The 23,551-nt window shown below is 69.1% G+C and carries 25 protein-coding genes; 4 read left to right on the plus strand and 21 right to left on the minus strand.

What is annotated here, in order from left to right; translation table 11 throughout:
• Positions 1 to 54: 54 nt before the first annotated feature.
• The 3 genes from ACUN0C_RS09090 (at position 55) to ACUN0C_RS09100 (ending at position 1,654) form a co-directional block, all read left to right on the plus strand.
• Positions 55 to 546, plus strand: coding sequence for an Rrf2 family transcriptional regulator (locus tag ACUN0C_RS09090; protein WP_445466034.1), 492 nt, complete (start codon positions 55 to 57; stop codon positions 544 to 546).
• A gap of 128 nt (positions 547 to 674) precedes the next feature.
• The gene (locus tag ACUN0C_RS09095; protein ID WP_445466035.1) at positions 675 to 1,298 is read left to right on the plus strand and encodes a hypothetical protein; all 624 of its coding nucleotides are present in this window, start codon (positions 675 to 677) and stop codon (positions 1,296 to 1,298) included.
• Positions 1,295 to 1,654, plus strand: a complete 360-nt coding sequence (locus ACUN0C_RS09100; protein WP_445466036.1) for a PilZ domain-containing protein — start codon at positions 1,295 to 1,297, stop codon at positions 1,652 to 1,654. The genes ACUN0C_RS09095 and ACUN0C_RS09100 overlap by 4 nt, the downstream gene beginning before the upstream one ends.
• On the opposite strand, the gene ACUN0C_RS09105 is transcribed toward ACUN0C_RS09100, so the two are convergent.
• The 7 genes from ACUN0C_RS09105 to flhA are packed head-to-tail and all read right to left on the minus strand — an operon-like array spanning position 1,641 to position 6,816.
• A complete protein-coding gene (locus ACUN0C_RS09105; RefSeq protein ID WP_445466037.1) occupies positions 1,641 to 2,078 on the minus strand; it encodes a hypothetical protein in 438 nt (145 codons plus the stop codon). The two genes, ACUN0C_RS09100 and ACUN0C_RS09105, sit on opposite strands and share 14 nt — an antisense overlap.
• Before the next feature lie 49 nt (positions 2,079 to 2,127).
• Positions 2,128 to 2,577 carry a hypothetical protein gene (locus ACUN0C_RS09110; protein WP_445466038.1) on the minus strand — a complete coding sequence of 150 codons (450 nt, stop codon included), beginning with the start codon at positions 2,575 to 2,577 and terminating at the stop codon, positions 2,128 to 2,130.
• Positions 2,574 to 2,972, minus strand: coding sequence for a flagellar protein FlgN (locus ACUN0C_RS09115; protein WP_445466039.1), 399 nt, complete (start codon positions 2,970 to 2,972; stop codon positions 2,574 to 2,576). Before ACUN0C_RS09115 ends, ACUN0C_RS09110 begins: the two co-directional genes overlap by 4 nt.
• Positions 2,973 to 2,977: 5 nt before the next feature.
• On the minus strand, positions 2,978 to 3,529 hold the full coding sequence (locus tag ACUN0C_RS09120; RefSeq protein WP_445466040.1) for a rod-binding protein: 552 nt from the start codon (positions 3,527 to 3,529) through the stop codon (positions 2,978 to 2,980).
• A 45-nt stretch (positions 3,530 to 3,574) separates the two neighbouring features.
• Positions 3,575 to 3,973, minus strand: coding sequence for a hypothetical protein (locus ACUN0C_RS09125; RefSeq protein WP_445466041.1), 399 nt, complete (start codon positions 3,971 to 3,973; stop codon positions 3,575 to 3,577).
• 3 nt (positions 3,974 to 3,976) lie between these two features.
• Positions 3,977 to 4,732 carry a flagellar biosynthesis protein FliR gene (gene fliR, locus ACUN0C_RS09130; RefSeq protein WP_445466042.1) on the minus strand — a complete coding sequence of 252 codons (756 nt, stop codon included), beginning with the start codon at positions 4,730 to 4,732 and terminating at the stop codon, positions 3,977 to 3,979.
• Entirely contained in the window at positions 4,729 to 6,816 is a 2,088-nt protein-coding gene (gene flhA, locus ACUN0C_RS09135) for a flagellar biosynthesis protein FlhA (protein WP_445466043.1), read from the minus strand. Before flhA ends, fliR begins: the two co-directional genes overlap by 4 nt.
• Before the next feature lie 172 nt (positions 6,817 to 6,988).
• On the opposite strand from flhA, the gene ACUN0C_RS09140 reads away from it, so the two are divergent.
• Positions 6,989 to 10,255 carry an Eco57I restriction-modification methylase domain-containing protein gene (locus ACUN0C_RS09140; RefSeq protein WP_445466044.1) on the plus strand — a complete coding sequence of 1,089 codons (3,267 nt, stop codon included), beginning with the start codon at positions 6,989 to 6,991 and terminating at the stop codon, positions 10,253 to 10,255.
• A gap of 33 nt (positions 10,256 to 10,288) precedes the next feature.
• On the opposite strand, the gene fliQ is transcribed toward ACUN0C_RS09140, so the two are convergent.
• The 14 genes from fliQ to fliF all read right to left on the minus strand — a co-directional run bounded on the left by fliQ (position 10,289) and on the right by fliF (position 23,468).
• Positions 10,289 to 10,555 (minus strand): flagellar biosynthesis protein FliQ, encoded by a 267-nt coding sequence (gene fliQ / locus ACUN0C_RS09145; RefSeq protein ID WP_445466045.1) that lies wholly within the window; start codon positions 10,553 to 10,555, stop codon positions 10,289 to 10,291.
• 1 nt (position 10,556) lies between these two features.
• Positions 10,557 to 10,952: a flagellar hook assembly protein FlgD gene (gene flgD, locus ACUN0C_RS09150; RefSeq protein ID WP_445466046.1), complete on the minus strand. Its 396-nt coding sequence runs from the start codon at positions 10,950 to 10,952 to the stop codon at positions 10,557 to 10,559.
• A gap of 10 nt (positions 10,953 to 10,962) precedes the next feature.
• Positions 10,963 to 11,370: a flagellar biosynthesis repressor FlbT gene (flbT, locus tag ACUN0C_RS09155; RefSeq protein ID WP_445466047.1), complete on the minus strand. Its 408-nt coding sequence runs from the start codon at positions 11,368 to 11,370 to the stop codon at positions 10,963 to 10,965.
• Positions 11,370 to 11,726, minus strand: a complete 357-nt coding sequence (gene flaF / locus ACUN0C_RS09160; RefSeq protein ID WP_445466048.1) for a flagellar biosynthesis regulator FlaF — start codon at positions 11,724 to 11,726, stop codon at positions 11,370 to 11,372. Before flaF ends, flbT begins: the two co-directional genes overlap by 1 nt.
• Positions 11,727 to 11,755: 29 nt before the next feature.
• Complete coding sequence (locus ACUN0C_RS09165; protein ID WP_445466049.1) at positions 11,756 to 12,805, minus strand: flagellar hook-associated family protein; 1,050 nt, start codon at positions 12,803 to 12,805, stop codon at positions 11,756 to 11,758.
• 3 nt (positions 12,806 to 12,808) lie between these two features.
• Positions 12,809 to 14,281 (minus strand): flagellar hook-associated protein FlgK, encoded by a 1,473-nt coding sequence (gene flgK, locus ACUN0C_RS09170; RefSeq protein WP_445466050.1) that lies wholly within the window; start codon positions 14,279 to 14,281, stop codon positions 12,809 to 12,811.
• 28 nt (positions 14,282 to 14,309) lie between these two features.
• On the minus strand, positions 14,310 to 15,569 hold the full coding sequence (locus ACUN0C_RS09175) for a flagellar hook protein FlgE (protein WP_445466051.1): 1,260 nt from the start codon (positions 15,567 to 15,569) through the stop codon (positions 14,310 to 14,312).
• A 131-nt stretch (positions 15,570 to 15,700) separates the two neighbouring features.
• Positions 15,701 to 16,372, minus strand: a complete 672-nt coding sequence (locus tag ACUN0C_RS09180) for a response regulator transcription factor (protein ID WP_445466519.1) — start codon at positions 16,370 to 16,372, stop codon at positions 15,701 to 15,703.
• A gap of 169 nt (positions 16,373 to 16,541) precedes the next feature.
• Positions 16,542 to 17,108, minus strand: a complete 567-nt coding sequence (locus ACUN0C_RS09185; protein ID WP_445466052.1) for a transglycosylase SLT domain-containing protein — start codon at positions 17,106 to 17,108, stop codon at positions 16,542 to 16,544.
• Positions 17,056 to 18,069, minus strand: a complete 1,014-nt coding sequence (gene fliK / locus ACUN0C_RS09190; RefSeq protein WP_445466053.1) for a flagellar hook-length control protein FliK — start codon at positions 18,067 to 18,069, stop codon at positions 17,056 to 17,058. Before fliK ends, ACUN0C_RS09185 begins: the two co-directional genes overlap by 53 nt.
• 668 nt (positions 18,070 to 18,737) lie before the next feature.
• Complete coding sequence (locus ACUN0C_RS09195) at positions 18,738 to 19,889, minus strand: chemotaxis protein (RefSeq protein WP_445466054.1); 1,152 nt, start codon at positions 19,887 to 19,889, stop codon at positions 18,738 to 18,740.
• Entirely contained in the window at positions 19,886 to 21,205 is a 1,320-nt protein-coding gene (locus ACUN0C_RS09200; RefSeq protein WP_445466055.1) for a MotB family protein, read from the minus strand. The genes ACUN0C_RS09195 and ACUN0C_RS09200 overlap by 4 nt, the downstream gene beginning before the upstream one ends.
• Positions 21,205 to 21,831, minus strand: a complete 627-nt coding sequence (locus ACUN0C_RS09205; protein ID WP_445466056.1) for a hypothetical protein — start codon at positions 21,829 to 21,831, stop codon at positions 21,205 to 21,207. Before ACUN0C_RS09205 ends, ACUN0C_RS09200 begins: the two co-directional genes overlap by 1 nt.
• Entirely contained in the window at positions 21,828 to 23,468 is a 1,641-nt protein-coding gene (gene fliF / locus ACUN0C_RS09210; RefSeq protein WP_445466057.1) for a flagellar basal-body MS-ring/collar protein FliF, read from the minus strand. The genes ACUN0C_RS09205 and fliF overlap by 4 nt, the downstream gene beginning before the upstream one ends.
• Positions 23,469 to 23,551: the final 83 nt, after the last annotated feature.

Below are 23,551 nucleotides of genomic sequence, written 5' to 3' on the forward strand. Positions count from 1 at the left end.
CGGACGTGCTAAGTGTATCGGCGGAGTGGGCGCGGATTACCGACGATTGGACAGATGAGACTGACCAAGCAGACCAGCTATGCGCTGCGCATTCTCCTGCACTGCGCGCTCCATCCCGATCAGCAGGTGAAGGCGGCGGAAATCGCCAGGGCGTATCAGATCACCGAGTTCAACGTCCTGAAGATCATCCCGATTCTCGTCCATGGCGGGCTCGTGAAGACGACCCGCGGGCGCAAGGGCGGGCTCCGCCTCGGCCGGCCGCCCGGCGAGATCCGGATCAGCGACGTCGTTCGCCTGACCGAGGACGCCGACCTCCAGGCCGATTGCTTCGGCCAGGTCCAGGACAAGTGCCTGATCCGCCCGGCCGCGCCGATCAACCGCATCTTCAACAACGCGTTCAGCGCATTCCTCGAAGTGCTCGACCAGCATACGCTCGAGGACCTCGTGAAGGCGCGGAAGGCAGGTCAGGTCGTGATTCCGCCCGAGCGACCTGCTTCGGCGGGGGGCGCCAAGGCGATCGATCCCCTCATGGCCTATTTCGACTGACCGGGATCGCTGCCGGGCGGGATCGACGGGACATGTGTCCCCGCGGCCTTTCGCCTTCGAGTTAAGCCTCGGGTAACCATGACCGGGCAGGATGGTTGGCGACACCATCAGGCGCGCATCGGTCCGGAATGGCGAGATCGGCCAAATTCGAAGCGGATATCGGGCACACCCGGCGCGCGGCCTGGTCGCGGCCGCTTCCCACGCTCGCCGCCACGCCTCCGACGCCCCTGCGGGAGCGGAGAGGCTTCACGCTGGAGCACGGCCTCGCTTTGGCCGGCATCCTCCTCGCCGTCGCTTCGGGCACTTTCGCGGGGACGATGATCACCCGGGACCGTCAGACGGAGAGCGCATCCGCCCCCTCCTCCGGCGGATCCAGGATCGTTGTCGACTTCGAGCGGCACGAGAGCTGGAGCGACGGCCCGGCCGTCACCGGTTCGCTCGCCCGCAGCGTGGAGGCGAAGAGCGATTCGCGCAGCGCAGGCGGCGGCCCGGACGCACCCGCGGGCTCCAGCCGTTCCGGCGCCGCCGCGGCCCTGGGCGCCGACAGCTACAGGCTCCTCGGCGTCTGGGACGGCTCGGCGCTGATCGAGAGCGACGAAGGCCTTCGCCAGGTGAAGCCCGGCGCGGTCCTGCCGGGCGCCGGCCGTGTCGAAGCGATCGAGCAGCGGTCGGGGCGCTGGGTCGTGGTGACGTCCGAGGGGCTGATCCGGTCGCCCCGGGAAGGCTCTCTCCGCCGGGCGCCCTTGCCGTGACCGGGCCCGCATCGGGCGGCGAGAAGCGGTCCGAGGCGAGGCGGCGCACCCGGCTGAGGTCGGGCAAGGTCCTCGACACGCGGAACGCCTTCCTCATCGAATGCCTGATTCACGACCGCTCGGATTTGGGCGCCCGCCTGCGGCTCGTCGAGCCCGCGCCCGTCCCCGACTTGATCCACCTCTTCGAGGACGACAGCGCCGAAGTCATCGGGGCGACGGTGGTCTGGCGGCGCGGACAGGAAATCGGCGTGCGCTTCGAGCTCGGCCGGGAGCGCCCGAGGATCAGCGGCCCGGAACGTGCCTCTCTCGCCGGCCGCTTCTACGCCGTCGGCCGCGGCCCCGTCACGCGCCGATGAACTCGTGGACCTCCTCGAAGGAGGCGAAGCGGCGGGTGCCGAGGAGCGTCTCCACCTCGACGCTGCCGTCGGCGAAGAGCGCATAGCCGCGATCCTTGACCCAGCCGCGCTCCACGACCGCGTCGCTGGCGATTTCCGCCGGAGGGGCTGGCGCATGGACGCGCTCGGCCGAACGCCTCAGCACGGCCTCGAAAAAGGCGTTGAGCGCACCGAAGCCGTCGTAGAGGGCGCCGAGCAAAGCGAGCGCGAAGCCGCTCAGAACCGTGGTCTGCGCGATCGCCGGAGAAGGTGCGGTCGGCGCGACTGCGCCCGTTCCGGCCCCCGGGTCGAGCCCGACGAGGCCCGGCGCCGCGGCGGCGGCCAGAAGCAGCCAGCCGAGCCCGGCGACGGCCAGGCCGCACCAGGTCAGGCGGCCGATTCGCATGGCATCCACGTCGCGGTGATGATGGGGATCCTGCGCCCGGTCCGCTCGCTCACGACGGGACCTCGCTCTTCGGCACGAAGTTGAACTCCTCCACGAGGATCTCGCGGACCACCTCGTCGGCCAGGCGCGCATTCACCTTGGCCGCGATTGACCGCGTGAGGGCGGCGAGATCGTAGCGGGCAAGGTTCCGGAAATCGAAGGTCGGGTCGGAATAGATCGCCCGGAACGCCTCGTCGATCACGAAGGCCTGGGTCGGAACCGGCAGGCGCCCCCCTTTCTCCGAATCCACGGTCACCGCGAACTGGGCGACGACATAGCCCTGGATCCGGCCATCCGCGATCATCGGTACGCTGATCGCCCGCGTCTTCTCGAGGCTGACGCCGGCGAGCGGGCTGCCCCCCGCCTCCGGCCCGGACCCGAGCTTCCACTGGAGCGCGAAATAGCTCGACGCGACCGTGACCGCACAGACCCAGGCGCCGGTGAGAAGGAACCGGATCACCGCGCGCGGCCCGTCGATCCGATAGCGACCGAATAGGTGCCGTCGGACTGCGCGTCCTGGATCGCACCGGCAATGATCTCCGAGATCTCCTGAGCCGCCCGCAGGTGGACCCCGAGCGCCGCCCGGTTCTCCTCCAGCCGGGCCCGCAGCGCCCGCAGGCGCGCGGCAATCACCTCGTCCTGGCCGGAGCGGTCGAGCGCCCGCATCGCGCGGCTGAGCTCAAGCATCCCGAGGCTCTTGCGCTGGTTGAAGTCGTCGAGATCGGCGCCGCGCCGCAGGCGCAGGCACTCGGTTTCCTGGTCGACGACCTCCTCCACCCTTGCGACGGCCCTGAAGAAGGCGGCCATGCCGGGAGCGGTGGCCGGAGCATGGCCGGTCGGGACATCGTAAGCCATCGCGATCAGACCCCTGCCGCGGCCGGCCGGAGCGCGGCGGGCGCACGGGGCACGGCCCGCTCGAAGTCCGGAACGGCGGACGCCGTCCGGGCGGCAAAGGCCGCGTCCGGGCCGGAACGGGCCGCAACCAGCCTGTCGGCGATGCCGACGCCGCCCGCTTCGGCGACCTGCCCGGCAATCTGCTCGGCGAGCATGGAGCGCCAGATCGATCCGCTCGTGCCTTTGCCGAACACGCTGCTCGCCTCCTTGGGCAGAATCGATTCCACGAAGGTCTGCAGGACGAAGGCTTCGAAGCGCCTGTAGACGCTGCGCTCGTCGCCTGCACCGGCGGCCCGGAGCGCAGAGCCGTTCCGGAGCGCTGTGAGGGTCGCCATCGGATCGCTCGGGCCAGGCCGCAGCGATGCGCTTCGGGCCTCCAGCGCCTCGGTGAACGAGCCCTGCTCCTCGAGCGGGACCAGCGGCAGCGCGTGCAGCCTCTCCGCCGCAGCCCGAAGGCGCGACGGATCGGCGGCGCGTGCCACGTCGAGGATCAGGTCGGACGGCAGGTTGACGGCCACGGCAGCGTGCTCACGAACTCTGCGCGCCAGCTTGGCCGCACAAGCTTACGGGAGGCTTGCGGGGCCGGCGGACAGGCACTGCTCGATGACCTCCCGAAGCTGCTCGGCCTCGCTCTTCCTGAGCGATTCGACGGCGAGCGCCGCCGCCACGCGCTCCGCCTGCTTCAGGCGTCGCGAAACGTCGAGAAGCTCGGCCCGGCAGCGGTCGACGTCTCGCCCGATCCGCTCCCCCTCCACCGCAAGACTGCGCAGGCGACTGGCCATCGGGGCGACGAACAGGCCATGCAGCGCGGCATCGCCGCCGAGCGCTTCGACCAGGACGCGCTGCGCCTCGTCGTTCTCGGCACGCCGGCGCTCCAGCTCCGCCAGCCGCCACTCGGCCATCCGGTGCAGCTGGCGCTGCAGGCCGACGATCCGTTCCAGCGATTCGAGGCGATCGGCCATGGCTCAACCGGTCGCAAGCCAGGCCGCGAAGCCGGACACGAAGAGATGCAGGTAATCCCGGATCAGGTCGTAGAGCAGGAACAGGCCGCCCGCGAGCACGAAGGGCAGCGAGATGAAGTAGACGGGGATCTGGGGCGTCAGGCGGTTGGCGAGCCCGACGGCGAGGTTCACGATCACGGCATAGACGATGAAGGGGCTGCTGACGCGGAGCGCGAGCACGAAGGTTTCCGCGAGCCGGTCCGCAACCTCGCTGAGGCCGAACCGCGCCGCGAAGAACTCGCCCGCCGGGAGCGCTGCGTAGGAGGCGACGAGCGCCCGGAGGATCTCCCAGTGCTGCTCGGTGGCGAAGATCAGGATCGTCGCCGAGAGCATGATCAGCGAGACGAGCGGCGGCAGCGGCTCGGATTCCTCGACCGGGGCGCCCGGCATGTTGCCGAGGCCGATCGCCATCGTGACGCCGGTGGCGAGCGTTTCCAGGGCGATGAAGAATATCCGCCCCATGAGCCCGATGAGCGCACCGGTCAGGAGCTCCGAGACGATCAGCCGCGTGAGCGCCACGGGCGCGTCGGCCGCGATGTCCGGATCCACGCCCGGCAGCAGGACCGGCGTGAGCGCGAGCGTGATCGCGATCGCCAGGAAGAGCCGCGCCTGGACGGGGATGCGTGGGCTGGACAGGCCCGGCATCAGCAGCAGGCAGGCGCCGATCCGGCAGAACAGGACGAAGGTGGCGAGCACAACCTCCGAGCCGAAGGACGTCACGAGATCGTCCCGAGCGACTTGATCTCTACCCCTCGGGCGATTTCGAGGTGCGAGAGGACGGGGAGCGTCGCGAACAGCCGCTCGATGATGAGGCGAACGTAGGGCCGGGCCTCCGGCGCGGTCACGAGGACGAAGCTCTCGCCCTCGTCCATGCGCTCGCGGATGGCCTTCGTCGCCTCCGCCCCGAACTGCTCGACCTGGCGCGGGTCGATGTCGAACTCGATCACCTCGCCCTTGGCGTCGCGCTTCACGCTCTGATGGAAGGCGAGGTCCCAGCGGTTGCCGAGGCGGAGCACCTTCAGGACGCCGTTCTCGGCGAGGTCGCCGCAGATCTGCTGGGCGATCCGCATCCGCACGTGCTCGGCGACCTGCTCGGACCGGCGGACGTGCGGCGCGATCTCGGCGATCGCCTCGAGGATCAGGTGAATGTTGCGGATCGAGACGCGCTCGGCGAGCAGGAGCTTCAGCACAGCCTGCAGCCCGGAATAGGAGAGATGGGCCGGGCAGATGTCCTCGAGCAGGCGCTTGTACTCGGGCTCCAGCCGGTCGAGCAGCATCCGCATGTCCTTGTAGGAGAGGAGCTGCGGGAGATTGTTGCGAATGATCTCGCTGAGATGGGTGAGAATGATGGAGACGTTGTCGACCGGGCTGAAGCCCTGGCGCTTGAGTTCCCCGGAGAACGCCTCCGGGATCCACATCGCCTTCATGCCGAACGCCGGCTCCCGGACCTCGTCGCCGGGAAGGTCAGGTGCCCGGCCCTCGCCCATGATGACCATGAGGTCGCCGAGCCGCACCTCCTGGCTCGCGGTCAGCGTGCCGTGGATTCGGACCTGGTAGGATTTCGGCCCGATCGTCAGGCTGTCCGTGAGCTTTATGTCGGGAACGACGAAGCCGTATTGCTGGGCGAACTTCCGCCGCATGCGGCCGACGCGGTGGGCAAGCTCGCCGTGGGAGGAAAGGAGCGCCACCGCGAGCTGCTTCCCGAGGCAGAGCTCGATTTCCGGCGTCTTCAGGGATTCCTTCACCGAATCGGCGGCCTCGCGGCGCTCCGCCTCCGCGGCCTCGTCCACCCGCGCCTGCTCGGCGGCCCGCACCCGCGCCAGCCGGACCGGGATCATGTAGCCGATCGACGCCATCAGGCAGCCGAGGAACGCGAACGGCAGGAACGGCAGGCCCGGCAGCACGGCGAGGATGATCATGAGGAGCGCCGCGACGAAGAGCGCGCGCGGATAGGAGCCGAGCTGGCCGAGCACCGCCTGCTCGGCCGAGCCGCGCGTGCCGCCCTTGGAGACGAGGAGGCCGGCGGCCAGCGAGACGATGAGCGCCGGGATCTGCGTGACGAGCCCGTCGCCCACCGACAGCTTCGTGAAGACGTCGGCGGCCTGGCCGAGCGGCATGCCGTGGCGCGTGACGCCGATCAGGATGCCGCCGAAGATGTTCACCGCCGTGATGATGAGGCCGGCGATGGCGTCGCCGCGGACGAATTTCGACGCGCCGTCCATGGCGCCGAAGAACGCGCTCTCCTCCTCCAGCTCGCGCCGCCGGTTCTGCGCCTGCTTTTCGTCGATGAGACCGGCGGAAAGGTCGGCGTCGATCGCCATCTGCTTGCCGGGGATCGCGTCGAGCGTGAAGCGCGCGCCGACCTCGGCGATGCGGGTCGCGCCCTTGGTGATGACGACGAAGTTCACCGTCACGAGGATGATGAAGACGATGAGGCCGATGACGAAGTCGCCGCTCATCACGAAGCTCGAGAAGCCGCCGATGATGTAGCCGGCGGCGGTGACGCCATGGGAGCCCTCCGACAGGATGGTCCGCGTCGTCGCGATGTTGAGCGACAGGCGCAGCATGGTCGCGATCAGCAGCACGGTCGGGAAGGCGGAGAAGTCGAGCGGCTTCTGGATCCACAGCGCGACCATCAGGATCAGCACGGAGATCGCGATGGAGAGCGCCAGCCCCATGTCGATGAGGACCGGCGGGATCGGCAGGAACAGGATCGTCAGGATGACGACGATCCCGAGCGCGAAGCCGATGTCCCGGCCGCCCTTCCGGTCGACGGGCGCAGAGGAGACGAGCGTGTCGGCCATTACCCACCTTGGCGCATGCGGCCGGCACGATGCCCGATCAAGCTTGCGCGGAGGTGGTCGGGCGCGCGGCGGCGGGCCGCCGCCGTCTTGTACGGGCGCCCGTCAAGGTGAAAGCTGTTGAGATCGACTGCATCAACTCGACCGACCCTGCCGGCCCAAGTAGGCTCGCCGCATGGACTTGTTCGTGGCGGCGGGCATCCCGCTCTCTCATGCGGGCGGGCGCGGAGGAAAGGGCGGCCGCCCTGCCCCGCGCAGCCTCCGCGTGCCGCTGTTCAACTACCGCGTCCTCCAGGAGGCGCTGCAGCGAACCACATTCGATCCATCGGCGGACCAGCTCGCCGCCGCGCAGGACTATGCCCGCAAGGCCCGCAGCGCACGGTTCCTGAAGCAGAAGGAGACGGCCGTCCGCGACGTCTTCGTCGAACAGGTACTCGGTCGCGTCCTCGGTTACCGCTCGTACGACCCTGACCATCCGTTCACGCTGGATCGCGAGCGATCCATTCGGCGCGGTGCAGTGGATGTCGCGCTAGGCCTGTTTCCGGATGCCGAAGGGATCGACCGCATCCTCGCGCCCTTCGAGCTGAAAGGGCCCGGAGCCCGCGACCTCGACGCCGTGCCGCCCGGTCGGGGCCGCAGCCCTGTTCAGCAGGCTTGGGACTACGCCATCGACGCGCCGGGCTCGCGGTGGGTGCTCGTCTCGAATTGCCTCGAAGTGCGTCTCTATGCTTTCGGCCGCGGACGCGAAGCGTATGAGAGTTTCGACCTGACGCGACTGGACGAGCACGACCAGCACGAAAGGTTGTGGCTCCTGCTCGCGGCCGACCGCTTTCTAGGCGGCGCGACGGAGAAGCTGCTCGCGGAGACCGACAGCGCCTACCGCACCATCACCGACGAACTCTATCGGGAATACAGCCAGCTCAGGCAAAGGCTCATCGGATTCCTGATCAACGCCGCCGACGGCCCTGGCCTCGCTCCGCTTTCGGCAATCGAGCTGGCGCAGAAGCTGCTCGATCGGATCCTGTTCATCGCCTTCGCGCAGCGCCACGACCTGCTGCCCGAGCGGACACTGGAGAAGGCGGCGGCCGAGCGCAGCACCTTCGTGCCGCAACCCGTCTGGCGCAATTTCTTGGCTCTCTTTCGCTTCATCGACGAAGGCGAGCCGCGGCTCTACATCCACGCCTACAATGGCGGCCTCTTCGCGCCCGACCCCATCGCCGACGACCTCATCCTGCCGGACGAACTCGCCGAGGACGTGAGCAGGCTCGGCCAGTGGGACTACCGCACCGACGTGCCGGTCACCTTGCTCGGCCACATCTTCGAGCAGTCAATCACCGATCTCGAGAAGGAGCGGGCGGAACTTACCGGCCAGCCGACGCCGGTGGTCTCGAAGCGAAAGCGCGAGGGCGTCGTCTACACGCCCGACATCGTCACCCGCTTTCTGGTCGAGCGCACCGTCGGAAAGACCCTGGAGGAACGCTTCGCCGCCCGGCTGGCCACCCATGCGGAGGACGGTGCCCTGCCCGAGAACGGCGATGCGATCCGCTGGCGCGACGGCGAGGCGTCCGAGCGGGGCTTCTGGCGCGACTACCTCGCGACCCTTCGCTCGCTCACCATCGTGGACCCGGCCTGCGGCTCAGGCGCCTTCCTGGTCGCCGCGTTCGATCTTCTCGCCGCCGAGTATCGCCGCGTGACGGAGCGCCTGCTCGATCTCGGGGAGCCGGTCGGGTTCGATCCCTTTGACGAGATCGTCACCAAGAACCTCTACGGCGTCGACCTCAATGCCGAATCCGTCGAGATCACCCGGCTCGCACTTTGGCTTAAGACGGCCCGCTACAAGCACCGGCTGCAGAACCTGGAGGCGACCATCAAGGTCGGCGACAGCCTCATCGACGACCCGGCTTACACCGCACGGCCGTTCGACTGGCGCGCGGCCTTCCCGCACGTCTTCGCGGATGGCGGCTTCGACGTGGCGATCGGCAACCCGCCCTATGTGCGCATGGAGCACCTGAAGCCGGTCAAGCCGTACCTCGAGAAGAACTACGTCGTCGCGGCAGACCGGGCCGACCTTTACGCCTATTTCTTCGAACGGGGCGTTCGCATCCTGAAGCCGGGCGGTCGTCTCGGCTACATCTCCTCCTCCACGTTCTTCCGCACCGGCTCGGGCGAGAACTTGCGGACTTTCCTGGGCGACGGGGCAGCGGTGGAGACGGTGGTCGACTTCGGCGACCTCCAGCTCTTCGAGGGAGTCACCACCTACCCCGCAATCGTCACGCTGAAGAAGACGGACGCTCCGCAGAGCGGTGACCTGCTCTTCCTCAAGGTTCAGGAGACGCTGCCGAAGGATTTGACGGCGACCTTCGAGAAGGAAGCGCGGCCAATGTCGCGCGCGCGGCTCGGCACGGGCTCGTGGCGGTTCGAGGACGAGCCGCTGGCGCGCCTGCGCGACAAGATCACCGCCGGCCGGCCCACGCTCGGCGAGGTCTACGGCCCGCCATTGCGCGGTATCGTTACAGGCTTGAATGAAGCCTTCGTCATCAACACGCCGACGCGCGACCGGCTGGTTGCCGCCGACCCGCGCTCGGCGGAACTCCTGAAGCCGTTCCTGCGCGGCGAGGACATCAAGCGCTGGCGGGTGGAGCCGGAGGGGCTGTTCCTCATCAACACGCCGAAGGGGCTGGTCGACATCGAGCGCTATCCCGCCATCCGCGACTGGCTGCTGCCCTTCCGCCCGGAACTGGAGAAGCGCGCGACCAGGCAGGAATGGTGGGAGCTGCAGCAGGCACAGCTGGCGTATCAGCCGAAGTTTGAGACGCCGAAGATTGCCTGGCCGCACTTCCAAGATGAGCGGTCATTTGCTAGTGATTTCACCGGGAGCTACCTCAACAACAAATGCTTCTTTCTCTCTGCCGAGGATCCTTACGTATCAGCCGTATTGAACAGTACAGCATCCTGGTTTCAACTGGCTTCAATGGCTAGATTAAAGCGTGGAGGCTACATCGAGGCCGAGGCGCAGTACGTTCAGGAAATCGCAATGCCCTTCCATTCGGCAGCGCCTCACGCAAGTGCTGCAGGTCTGTCCGAATCATGCGCAACTGCAGCGATACAGCGCTCGGCGCAAATCTCAGCGGTCCAGCACCGCCTCCGCGATCTCTGCCCGGCGGACCGGCCTTTCAAGCTGACGCGGCGGCTGGAACACTGGTGGGACCTCGATTTCGCTGGCTTCCGCGCCGAAGCGAACCGCGCCTTCAAGGCCGACATCCCCGTGCGCGAGCGTGGCGACTGGGAGCGATTCCTCGCCGCTAGCGGAGCAGAAGTGCGCCGCCTCTCCGCCGAGATCGCGGCGGCGGAGCGCGAGATCGACCGCATCGTCTACGGATTGTTCGACCTCACGGCCGACGAGATCGCCCTGCTGGAATCGAGCCTCGCCGGGCAGTATTGAAGCCCGTCGCCTCGACGAGCTTCGACCTCTCGCTCAGAACCCGCTCTCGATGCGGCCGTAGACGACTTCGGTGAAGGCGTAGATCTGCGCGCCGATGAAGGGCGCCGTCAGCGTCATCGCCACCAGGATCACGACGATCTTCGGAATGAAGGTGAGCGTCATCTCCTGGATCTGCGTGACGGCCTGGAAGAGCGCGATGGCGACGCCGACGATCATTGCGGCGGCGACTGCGGGGCCGGAGCCGAGGATCACGGTCCAGATCGCCTGCTGGACGAGATCAAGCGCGTCCGCCTCGTTCATCTCAGCTGATCGTCACGCCCGCGTCGAGCACGAGCTCCCTGCCGCTCTCCAGGAGGGCCACCGGCGCGCCCGAAGTGATGCGGATCGAGGTGATCTTGCCGGACAGGGTGCCGTCCGGCGAGGTCGCGGTGCGGCCGATCACGCCGTCGGCCTGGGCCAGCGCGGAGGAGGTCAGCAGCGCGTCGAGCCTCGCATTGGTGGCGAGCGCCTGCTCGACGTTCGAGAAGGCGGCGAACTGGGCGACGTAGTCGGACGAATCCATCGGGTTCGTCGGGTCCTGGTTCTTCATCTCCGCGATGAGGAGCTTCAGGAAGGAATTGTAGTCGATCGACGCCGCGGACGCGCTGGTCCGGGCGGTGCCGGCGGTTCCTGCGGCGGTGGTGGACGTGACTTCCATGACGGCCTCCTCAGGCGGCGCGCGGCGGCGAGACGTCTTCCGCCCCGGCCAGGATTCGTTCTTCGACCGGCAGCAACCCCCGGATCGTCTTGAGCGCATCGAACGGCCGCTTCGCCGCGACCTGCCGCTCGATCTCGGCAAGACCGGAACGGATTCCCGCATTCGCGAAGGACTCGAGGAGGCGTGCGCGCATCTCCTCGAAAACGTCGCGCGCAGCCGGATCGCCCGGGGTCATCAGGAGCGTTTGCACCACGAAATAGAGCTGCCGGAGCGGCGTCGTGGCCTGCTCCGGCTGCATGACGTGGCTTTCGAGCAGGAACGTCACGTCGTTGAGCAGCTCGAGCGACACCTTCCGGTCGGCCCTCAGCACCGCGCCGTTGATGTAGATCTTCTCGCCTGGGCGAAGCGACACGATCATCAGGCCTGTCCCTCCAGGCCGGCGCGGATCGTACGGTTGATGTCGATGATCCCGGCGAAGCTCTCGACCTCCTCGAGCCGGATCCGCTCCGCCTCGCGGATGACCCAGATCCCGATCGAGATGAGACCGGCGCGGAGTTCTTCGGTCAGCGCATTCTCCGGCGCGACGAGATCGTCCAGCAGCACCGACCAGAGGCGCCGGACGAAATGGAGCGCCTCGATGGCCTCCATGGAGCGCGGCCCCGCGCGCTCGGCCGCCTCCAGCAACGCGATCGCATGGTCGAAGGCGCGGCGCTCGCCGTCCCGCATCGTGTCCGGACTGTCGTCAAGGATCTCGGAATACGCGAACTGGTACATCCGTCAGGGTCCTTCCACGCGTCTCTTCGTCAGAGGAAGTTCAACAGGCTCAGCTGCTGGAGCCGGGCGGTGAGGGCATAGGCCGTCTCGATCCGGGTGGTCAGGCCATTGACGCGCGCCGCGGCTTCCAGGGGATCGACGCCCTCGAGCGCGCTCATGTAGCTCTGGAGCAGATCGGTCTGGACGGTCATCGTCTCGGTGGCCTCGTCGAGCCGCGACTCCGCGCTGCCGAGCCGGGTCTGCATGGCCGTGATCCCGCCGACCGCTTTGCCGAGGAGCGCGGTCGCCGAGTCGACGATCGCCTGACGCGCCGCGCCGTTGAGTTCGTCGCTCGCGAGCGAGCCGACCATGGCAAGCGCCATCATGACCTGGCGGAAAGGCGTCTCGTTGGCGCTGACGGAGGTCTCGATCAGCTCGGTCCGGGAGATCCGGCTCCTGATGTTGCGGTCCGAAGCGGCCGACCAATCGGCGGACCACGCCGCCTCGTCGAAGAGGGCCGCGAACGCGCCGTCGAGGAAGGCCTGCATCGCCGCGCCGTCGATCGCGCCGGCGGCAGCGTCGTCGGGCGCGGTGCCGAATGCCGCCATGAAGGCCGCATCGATCGCCTGCCGGCCGGCGGACGGCGGGTCGGAGAAGAAGTCGGCCACCGGCCGGACATCGATATTGATCCCGCCGAAGAGATGCGTTCCGCCGTAGGCCGTATTGAGCGTTCCCGTGATGGCGCGAAGCGCGGCGTCCGCTTCGGAGCGCAGCGCGGAGGCCGCGCCGTCTGCCTGGCCAACGCCCACGAGCGCGCCGAGGAAGCTCGACGCCTGCTCGGCGATTCCGCCGAGCGCCGCCTGGGTCGCCTGCAGTCGGGAAGCGACGATCTTGTTGGCGTCGATCATCGCCTGGAGGCTGTTTCGCTCCTGGTCGATGGACACGAGCTTTCCTGCGCGGGCGCCGAGGGCCAGGCCCGGATCGGCCACCTTGCCGCTCACCAGCTCTTTCTGGGCGTTCACGAGCTCGGCCTGCATCCGCAGGAGCGAGGTCCGGGTCGCGTAGGCGATGGTGCTGGTCGCCACGTAGCCGGTCTTCATCGTTTACCCCGTCGCGTCCAGAAGCATGGCGAGCATCGCGTCGATCGCCGCAATGAGCTTGGCCGACGCCTGATAGGAGCGTTCGAGACGCAGCATCTCGGCCATCTCGTCGTCGAGATTGACCCCCGTGGCGTTGGCGAATGCCTCGCTCACCCGCTCGAGGAAGGCCGTCTGGTAGGCGCCGTCCGCCGACGCGCCCTGCCGCGCCGCTTCGAGCCGCCCGATGCTTCCCGAGGCGAAGGAGAGGAGGCCGGTCGTGCTCCCGCCGCCGGCAGCCGGGTCGAACGCACGGGCAGCGGTCATCTGATCGACGAGCGCCTCGATGCGTGCGGAGAAGCCGGCGCCGCCGTCCACGTTGGAGACGTAGGCGGGATTGCCGGGGTCGGAAATGCCGCCGTCGCGCAGGCGCGCGAGGTCGCCGCCCCGGGCGGGATCGGCATTCGCGTTGATGACGATGGTGGCCGCGAGGCCGGCGTGAATCGCGCCGCCGGCCGGAATCGCCGGCTCGCCCGGCCAGGTGAACAGGCCCGGTCGATCCGGGAGCGTCGGGACGGCGCTCAGATCGGCCTCGGCGAAGGCCTCGATCAGGCCGCGGGCGATCTCGTCGAGCGCGGCCTGATATTCGACGGCCACTTCGTCGCGGACGGCGGCGAGCCCGCTGATCCGGCCGCTCCGGACGGCCATCGCCCCGTCGCCGGTCACCGGCACGCCGTCGACGTAGACGGCATTGCCGGCCGTGCCGGCGCCGAAGGCGTGGGTGGCGACGAAACTGACCGTCCGGGGCACCGTCTCGAACAGGGTCACGCCGCTCTCGGTGTAGAGCGCCACGTCGTTGTTGCCGCGACCGACCACGGTGATCCCGATCTCCGCCGCGAGTTCGGCGATCATGCCGTCGCGCGTGTCCATCAGGGCCGTCACGTCGCTACCCGCGATCGTCCCGTTGACGATCGCGGCGTTCACGCTCTGGAACTTGCTCAGGATGCCGTTGACGCGGTCCACCGAGGCGGCGATCCCCGCATCGGCATCCGCCCGCAGCGCCTGCGCTGCGGCCGAGCCCTCGTGCAGGGTGGTGACGACCGTCTCCGCCTGCGAGAGCACGCCTTGGGCGAGGGTGAGATCGCCTGGAGCGGCGGCGAACAGATGCAGCGATTGCTGCAGCGCGCCGAGCGCCACGGACGGCGAGCGTGCGTAATCCGTTCCGAGGCTCGACTGAAGGCGCTCCAGGGCTTCGGCGAGCGCCGCGCCCCCGGCTGCCTTCGAACTGGCCTGGAGCACGCGCTCGTAGAGCGCGCGATCCGTCGCCCGCCCGACATTAATTCCCCGGACGCCGCCGTCGGCACCCGTCACTGCGAGGGCGGTCTTCCGGGTGTACCCCGCCTCGCCCGCGCCCGCGACGTTGCGCGAGACGACCGCCGTCTGACCGGCGACGGTCTTGAGCGACGACTGCGCGGTCGTAAGGGCGGCGGTGAGGCTCATCGAAGCGCTGCCCGGATCACGAGGCCGCTCACCGCTTCAGATTGACGAGCACGTCGAGAAGGTCCGCGCCCGTCTGGAACACCTTGGAATTCGCGGTGTAGCCGCGCTGCGCCTCGATCATGGAGGTAAGTTCGGAGGCGAGATCGACGTTCGACTTCTCGATGGCGCCCGAGATCATCGTCCCGAACCCACCCGCTCCCGGGACCCCGACACGCACGTCGCCCGAAGCCAGGTTGATGGCAAAGACGTTGCCGGAAAGCGGCGTCAAATTGTCGGGGCTCGGAACGTCGGCCAGCGGGATCGTGTAGACGGCCAGCCGGCTGCCGTTCTCGTAAACCGCATAGAGCGTGCCGTCGCCCGTGATCTCGACCGTCTCGATCGCGCTCGGCGCGTTTCCGTCGAGCACGGCGGCGATCATGGTGTAGCCGGCCGCGAGCTGGGTCGTCCCGGCAAGATCGACCGTCACCGCCGCCCCATTCGGGACGGCGAAGGACAGCGAGGACGGACTCGCCCCCGTCAGGGCGCCGGTCGCCGGATCGAAGGACAGGCCCTCCACGGCGAGCGGGCCGGAGGAATACGGAAAACCGCCGCCGTCAGCCGCCGTCGAACGGTCGAAGACGGCCACCTCCCACGTGTCGGCGTCCGTCTTGGTGTAATAGACGTCGAGAAGGACCTCACCGCCGAGATTGTCGTAGGCGACGAGCGAGGTCTTGGCGGCGAACGCGGCGTCCGGCTGGTTGTCGGACGGGCGCGAGCCCGCCGCGACAGCTTCCGCGGCAACGGGAAGGTTGACGACGAGCCTGCCAGAGCGGCTCGGCGTGGCGGCCAGAGCGGCATCCGAGATGCTCACGCGCTCCATGCCGGCGAGCCCATTCGCCACGAGCGTGGCGTCCCCGTTCTCCAGCGGGTATCCCATGAGGTAATAGCCGGCGGCGTTCACGAGGTTGCCGTTGCTGTCGGGCACGAAGGAGCCGGCGCGGGTCAGGTACGAGTTCCCGGCCTGGTCGCTCACCACCATGAAGCCCTTGCCGCTCACCGCGAGGTCGGTCGCGGAGGCGGTGTACTGGATGCTGCCCTGCTCGCTGATCGCATAGGTCGTGCGACTCGCGACCCCGCCTGCCTGATAGTCCGCTGCGCCGCCGCGCACGACCATCGAGGAGAAGTCTGCCACGGCGCGCTTGTAGCCGTCGGTATCGGAGTTCGCGATGTTGTCCGCGACTGCGGAGAGGCGATTGGACTGGGCGTTCATGCCGGACACGCCGGCACGCATGACTGTGTAGAGGCTCATCCGCGCTGCTCCCCGTGCGCGTTCAACGGGCAGAGTAGAACCCGCCTAGCTTGTGCGAGGCTGTCGGACGCCGGCTTCGCCGGCCGCCGCGGCCCGCCACCGCCTGTCTGCCTTCCGTGGACCCGGCGGCCCTATCGAGCCGCCAGGCAGTATCCGAGGTAGCGCTTCGAATCGATCGGGTCGTATCCCAGCCGGTGCCGCAGCTTCTTCCTGAGCTTGCTGATGTGGCTCTCGACCACGCTCTCCTCGACGTCCTCGTCGAATATTCCGTAGATGGAATTGAAGATCTGGGACTTGCTGACCCGCCGCCCCTGGTTCGTGACGAGATATTCCAGGATGCGGCGCTCCCGGCGCGGCAGCGGCAGCACGTCGCCCCGGATCTCAGGGTCGCGGCCGTCGAAGAAGACCCGCATCTCGCCGACCAGCCTGCAGTCGGTGGCAGCCTCGAAGCGCCGTCGGATCGCACCCACGCGGGCCAGCAGCTCCCGAATGTGAATCGGGTTGCGGACTACGTCGTCGACGCCGGCCGCGAAAAGCTCCAGCGTCTTCTCCAGGCACTGCGTTTCATTGACCGCAATTACGGGAGCCCGCGAACGCTCACGTATAAGCCTCGGATAAACGCTCCGATCCACGCACTCGCCAAGAAGAAACGCCTCGACAGCCGTCAAATCCGTCTCGGGCACAGTTTCGACCCAGTCTCGAAACTCGCTTGGACAGAACCCCGTCGATGACACTCCTTCGCGGCTGAACCTGGATGCATAGCCGTTTGTGACGATGTCCCGATCGTCGACAATGACGAACACCATAACCCCCGAATCGTTTTCGATTCCCCCGAATCGCTTAGGGAACTTACACTTTCGGTCATACAATTTGAATTGTTTCGACACGGACTAGTTGCGGGCGAGTCAAACCGCCGCAGGCAAGAGAGAGGCCGCGGCCCGGCCGGACCAGCGCCCGGCCGGCGAGCGGCGCCTAGCGACAGAACGCGCGTGCTGCCGGCGTCCACGAGCCGAAGCCCGTGGCGACCATGTTGGTGATGACCGCGCATATGTAGCGCTTCTGCGCCGGATTGTTGTTCGGCCCGGCATGGTAGCGCGCCACCGCCATCGTCCAGCTGCCCTCGCGGGCCCGCAGCTCCTTCAGGAACCGCGCCGCATAGGTGACGTTCCTGGCCGGGTCCAGCATCTCCTCGACCGAGCCGAATGCCCGCGCATGATAGCGGTAGTTGATCTGCATGCAGCCGACGTCGATCAGGTCGATCCCGCTCTGCCGGGCGGCCCGGAATGCCCCGAGCGCGTCGCGGGCGTCGGAGCCGAAGAACGGGCGACCGGCGATGTTGAGGGCGAAGGGCTGCAGCGAACCGCGTCGACCCGTCTCCGTAAGGCCGACGGCATAGAGCATGCCGATCGGCACGTCGTACCGCTTCGAGGCAGCCGACATCTCGCGCTCGCAAACGCTCGCTTGGGCGACAGGAACCCCGGCGAAACTAGAGATAGAGATGGCTGCCAGCGCGGCGATCGACAGGTGCGTTCTGTGCATCGGATTGCGTCGTGGAGGGAGCGGAATCGTCTTCAACCCGCGAGCGCCGTGGCGGCGCGCCGTCGTGCCGCTCCGGATTGGCGTGCTGACGTCCGGCGCCGCCCGGCAGGTCATCGCCGGGACGCGCGGCCGGCGGGAAGGGGTCGGCGCGCGGCGCGGCCGGGTCGCCGCTGCGGACCGTGAGCGCATCGAGTTCGAGGCCAGCTCTCCCCAGTCGCTCGGCGAGGCCGCCTTGATGAGCCCGAAGTTCCCGCGCGAGATCGTCTCGCGCCACGTCGAGCACGATGTCGATGACGGAGCCGCGCAGTCGCAGTCGCACGCCCACCTCGCCGAGTTGCTCCGGATCGAGCCGGATTTCGAGGCTGCGCATCACCGGGCCGGAAGTTGTACGGCCGGGCACGGCCGGCTCTGTCCGGACCGGGGGCGGAGTCGGCGCGGCGCCTGCAGCGATCCTGTCGCCGATCTGGCGGATCGCATCGAAGGCTTGTGCAGGAGTGAAGTGCATCTCGACGCGGGTCACGAGCACTCCGGCGGGCTTGGCCTCGTCGCCAGGCCCGGAGCCTCCAAGCGCTTGGGACACCGGCGCCCGCGGAGCGCCCCGCACCGCTGTGGCTTCAGGAACGGGCGCATCGAGCAGGGCCGAGGCTGCACCGGGTGGACGCTGTGCGAGGTGCATCCCGCCGAGGTTTCCGCCGTCGCGGCGACCTTCCCGCGCCTGCGGAATGTTCAAGGCCGACAGCAGCGCGCCGCGCGCCGGGGGGCTCTGCGGCCCCGCCGTTCCTGGCGATTCGGTCGGATCGGATGCGCCGGGCGTTTCGCCGGGCTCAGCCCCGGCGGCCGGACGAGCCATCAAGCCTTGGCGGCGGTTCAGCGCCACCGGCGATTCGATGGTCGCCCGCGCCGGACGCGCCACCTCGGCCCGCTGCGCCGAAACCCCGGCGCCCGGATGGAGAACCGGCACGACCGCAGCCGCGGTTGCGACAGGATCGGGCGGTCGGCCCGCCCCGCAAGCCCCGCTGTCCGCTGGCGCATCGCGGCCGAAAGCATGCGGATCGGTCGCGCTCAGGTCCGGAGGACCGTCTCCGGCGATGCTCTCTGAATTGCCCTCTTCGGGGCGGACAGGAGGCGCCTCCGGCAGAGGGCCGGAATGTCGGAGGCGGGAGCCGCGTTCAAGTGGGTCCGCACCTGGTGCCCGGTTCCCTCGCAGCGGCCGGTCGGCCGCCAGCGCCTCGGTGGCGGCAGGGCGTCCATGCTCGGGCGTGCCGAGCCCGTCTGCCGCCTCTGTCCCGCCAGGGGGAGCAGCAGGCGAGCCGCGGCCAGGCTGCGCCGCAGGCATTCCAGCGACGCCGCCGGCGGCCATGGCCCGGACTTCGGGAACGCTGGGAACGCCTCTCCTCTGCGGTGCCGCGCCTTCCTGACGCTCCGCATCGGATCGCGGATTGGCGGGCGGCCCGGCGGGTGGCGACCGTCCAGCGGCGTCGGGACGATCAGCCTTCGCGTGCAGAAGCGCCTCGAACGCCTCGGTCCCGAGGTCGCGGTTGCGCACCTTTCCCCGAAGCGCGGACTGGTCCCGATCCGAGACTGTCGCAATGCGCTCGCTCCCCAAGGGGAAATGCCGGCCGATGCCCGTCATCGGGCCCCGGCTAGCAGGGCATCGGCTTCGGCGAGCACTGTGCGCCCGCGCCTGAGCAGCCCGGTTTCCCCTTCCACACCTGTGGTTTCGGGCAGGCCTCCCGCTTCCTCCCCGACCGGCCATTCCATGATCCGCCGCGACAGGCTCAGCGCAGCACGGTGCAAGACGCGGTCGGCCGGCGCGAGCAGGCGGTCGGGCATGCCCTGCAGCCGCCTTTCGGCCTCCTCGGCATCCGTGAGGAGGTGGACCGCGGCCTGGTAGAGCGTCCCCGAGGCGCCTTCCCGGGTGTTCGGCGCCGATATCGCTGACGCCTGCCCGGCCGCGAGCGATGTCACCCTCACCGATCCCGCGACGAGGGCCGCCCGCGCGATCGCGAGCGCGGCGGCACGCCGCGTGTCGGGCTCCATTTCCGAGAGCAGCCTCGGGAGCGGCATCGGGCCGGCCGAGAAAGTATCGAACTCGAATTGGGCAGCGGCGGCGGCGAACTGCCTGAGAAAGCCGCCGGCGTAGAGCGACTGCGCGAAGCGGCGGAAGTACCGCTCGGAGAGGGCGGCGAAACGCTCATAGTCCTGAGCGTCCGCAGCGAGCATCGCCTGCCGCCGGAGCGCCGCTTCCTCGACGAGGGTTCCCGGCATCAGGAGCCGGGCGAGATCGAGCAGGCGATCGGCTTCGGTGGAATCGGCACCGATCGCCAGCAGGCCGTGGACGAGGGCCACCTGCCCGCCGAGGCTCTGCGGAAGGGTGCGCGGGTCGAGCGTCGCGAAAGCTGCCTTCGCCTCCTCCGAACGGCCTTCAGCAAAGGCGAGAGCGCCGCGCACGAGCGCGGGGGCGATGCCGTAATCCTCACGGCGCACCAGCGATCTGAGCGGATCCGGGCGGCCGCCGCTGAGGACGTAAACGACCGCGGCCCTCGCATTCCTCGGGTCCTGCCAAGCGCCCTCCCCGGCGGCCGCGAAGGCCTGGCCGATCCCGGCGATCTGCTCCTGCTGCGCCTCCTGGGCGGCGGGATCACCGGCGGCGATGCCGTCCTGGAGGGCCTGCAGGGTTCGCACCATCCGGTACGGCTCGTCCCCCTCGGCGAAGGCCGGCGCCGATATCGCCGCGAACATTGCGACGGCGGCCGCTACGCCGCGCAGCGGGCCGATCATGGCCGATCCTCCCGAAGAAGGATCTCGATCCGCCGGTTCTCCGCCGCGTCGGGATCGTCCTTCTTCCTCAGCGCACGATCCGCATAGCCTTCCAGGCGCTCGATGCGCGCCTCGTCGAGCCCGCCGCGCACCAGCATGTACTGCGCCATGTGGGCGCGCGCGGTCGAAAGCCTCCAATTGTCGTAATCCCGGGAGCGGAACGGCCGGCCGTCTGTGTGGCCGCGGATGACGATCGCCCCCGTGCGGCTCGCGAGCACCCCGGCGATCTTCTCCATGATCGCCACGACCTCCGGCCGCGGCTCGGCCGAGCCGATCGCGAACATACCGAAATCGCTGTCGTCGGTGAGGCTTACGAGGAACCCTTCGCCGGTTGCCGTGACCTCGATCTGCGGCAGGCGACGGCCCGTCGTCGCCGGCTCGATCGCCCGCAGGATCTCGGCGGCGACGGCGTCCGGATCCGTTGCCGTGGGCGACGAAACGGAGGCGGCCTGCTGTTCGCCGCGCCCGGACGGATCGTGAGGAGCGGCTGGCTCCCGCGATGCGGTTCCGGCAGCAGGCTTGCCCGCAAACTTGGGAGCGCGCTCGGCGTCGTCACCGCCGACACCCGGGACCGGCGCGCCCGCATCGGTCGGGCGTTCGGCCGGAATGGCCGGCGCCATGGGCGATGCGGACGGTCCAGGGGAGTCGGCCGGCTCCCCGGGCTGCGCATCCTCGGCGTAGCCGCTGATGGCCGGCCAGAAGCTCGGATCGAAGGGGTCGCGGTAGGCCTCGCCGCCTGTCATGCCGGCGCGATCGCCGCTACCCCGCGCCTCCTCCGCAGCGGCCTTCGCAAAGCCCTGGTCCGGCCCGGCGCGGCCGGCAATCTCGGAGAGGACCGCATAGGGGTCGGCGAAGAGCTCCTGCTCGGTATATTGCGCGGCGCTGCCCGCGGCCCCGGCCGCACCCTCGACGGATCGCGGCGCCTGTCCGCCGCCAGCCCCCTTCTCGCCGCCGTCACCTTCCGTCGCCTCCGGCTTGGTCTCGCTTCCGCCGTCCAGCCTGCCGCCGCCGTCGACCCGCTTCGGGTCGCTGAGGCCCTTCGGGTTCGCCGTCGTGTCGGCGAGCTTCATCGGGTTGAAATAGCTCGCCACCGACGCCCGCGTCTTCTCGTTGGTCGCGTTGATGAGCCACATGACCAGGAAGAAGGCCATCATGGCGGTCATGAAGTCGGCGTAGGCGATCTTCCAGACGCCGCCGTGATGGCCCTCGTGCTCACCGTCGTGACGCCGGCGGATGATGACGAGCTCGTGCTCGCCCGAATTCGGTTCGCCGGCCATCAGGCGACCGCCTCGTCGAGGCGCAAGAGCGCCGCCGCGAGTTCCGTCTCGATGAGGGTCTGGTCGGCGACCACACGCACGTCAGGGCCCTGGCCAGGCTCGAAGACCACCGCGGATCCGACGGCGCCGAGATCACGGCGGATCGCTTCCAGGAGGTCCTCGGGGCCGCTGACCTTCACGAGGTCCCGGCCGCGATGCTCGATCAAGACGGCGAGCGCCTCCGAGACGGCGGCAACGGCCCGCCTGCGAAGCCCTTCCTCCAGCACACTGCGGAGGGCGCGGCCGAGCCCCGCCTCGATCCCGGCGCGCAGCTGCTCCATGCCGGCCGAGAAGGCGGCCCGCAGCACCTCGCCCTCTTCCTCCGCCCAACGCGCCCGCTCCGCGGCCAGCGCAGCGGCATGGGCCTCCCGCTCTAGCGCCATCCGGCGGGTCATCTCCGCCTCGGCAGCGGCGTATCCTTCTGTCCAGGCTGCGCGGCGAGCCTCGCCGATCCGTTCCTCCACGCCCTCCGGCCGGTCGGCCGGCACGGCTTCCGCCTGCGGCCCGGCCGCCGGGGCGCCCACCCCTCCGGCCGCCGACAGATCGGTGAAATCGATCAGATAGTGCGCGAGCGGCAGGAGGCTCATGCCCGGCTGCCCTCGTGCATCCACTGCTTAAGGATCGCCGCCGCCTGTTCCTCGTCGAACTGGATCATCTGCTCCAGCCGCTTCTGAGGGTTGCGGTTCATCCGGCTCGTCAGGTCCTCGATCAGGTTCGCCTCGGGCGCGGGAAGGCCCGGCAGGGCGGCGCCCTGCTCGAGCGCCGGCGCGCCCTCTGCAGCGGGGCCGCCGGCAATGGCAGGAACCGCCTGTCCCGCCGGCTCGAACCGCTGCAGGATCGCCGCGGTCGCCGGGCGGAGCCCGAACCAGATCAGGAGCCCCGTCACCACCAGCACGGTCAGGGCGTTGACGATCGTGCCAAACTGCCGGAACAGCACCTCGGACCAGCCTGGCGGATCGACCGGGTCGAGCCGCTCCCCCGCCCCGAGGAATTCCACGAGCGAAACCTTGATCGAATCGCCGCGCGCCTGCTCGAAACCGGCGGCCGAGGTCACGAGCTGCTCGATCTCCTGCAGCCGGGCCTCGACGGCGTCCGGCGTGGCGTTCTCGCCTAGCGCCGCGGCGAGCCGGGACCGGTTGACGAGGACCGCAATCGACAGCCTGTCCACGACATAGCCGTCGCTCAGCGTCGTCACCTGCTTCGAGGAGACCTCGAAATTGGTGATCTCCTCCCGGCGCTCGTTCTCTTCGTTGGATCGCTCGCCGCCGTCGGCGCGAACCTCCTCGGTCGGGATGTTCTGCTCCACCGTCGTCGGCGGCTTCACGGTCGCGTTCTGCGAGACGGCGTTCTCCCGGATCACGCGCACGGAGCGTTCCACGCGGGATTCGGGGTCGAACACCGTCTCGTTGATCTGCTTCTTGTCGGTGTTCAGCCGCGCCGAGACGCTCACCTGGAAATTGTCGAGGCCGAGATAGGGCGCGAGCGTCGCGCGGATCCGGTCCTGTATGCCTTCGCTGACGGACCCCTCCAGCCCGACCAGCTTGCCCGGTGCGAGATCGGCCCCGGCCTCGCCGGAGGCGAGAATCGCGCCCTCCGTGTTGAGCACCGTGACGTTCTCGGCCTTCATGCCGGGGATCGCGGCCGAGACGAGGTGGCGGATCGCCTGCGCGCCGCCAGCTTCCGCACGCGCATCGCTACGGATCACCACCGAGGCCGACGGCGGCTGCCGGGCGCGGCGGAACGACCCCTCGTCGGCGAGGACGAGATGGACGCGGGCGGCCTTGATGCCGCGCATCGTCTGGATCGTGCGGGCGAGTTCGCCCTCGAGCGCGCGCACCCTCGTGACTTCCTGCATGAACGAGGTGAGGCCGAGCGAGCCGAGATCGTCGAAGAGCTCGTAGCCGGCGCTCGCGCTGTTCGGCAGGCCCTTCTCGGCGAGGAGCATGCGGGCGCGGGCGGTATCGCCGTAGCCGACGAAGACAGTGTCGCCGGCGGTGTTCACGTCGAAGCGGACGCCCGCTTCGGTCAGGGCCGACCCGATCCGGCCGACGTCGTCGCGCTCGAGCCCGGCATAGAGGACGTCCATCTCCGGACGGCTCAGGAAGTAGCCGCCAATGCCCGCCAGTGCGAAGACGGTGAGACCGATGACGGCGAGCGCCGCAAGGCGGCGCGCGCCGAGCCCCGCCATGCTCGCCCAGAGCCGCTCGAGCTGTTCGCGCCCCATCGAATCCCTTCATGCGCAGAGTCCGAGCGGACCTTCGCGCGCGAAGCTTGTGCGGGGGTTGCACGAAAAAGGCCGCGCCCCGA

The sequence above is a fragment of the Faunimonas sp. B44 genome, assembly GCF_052655945.1.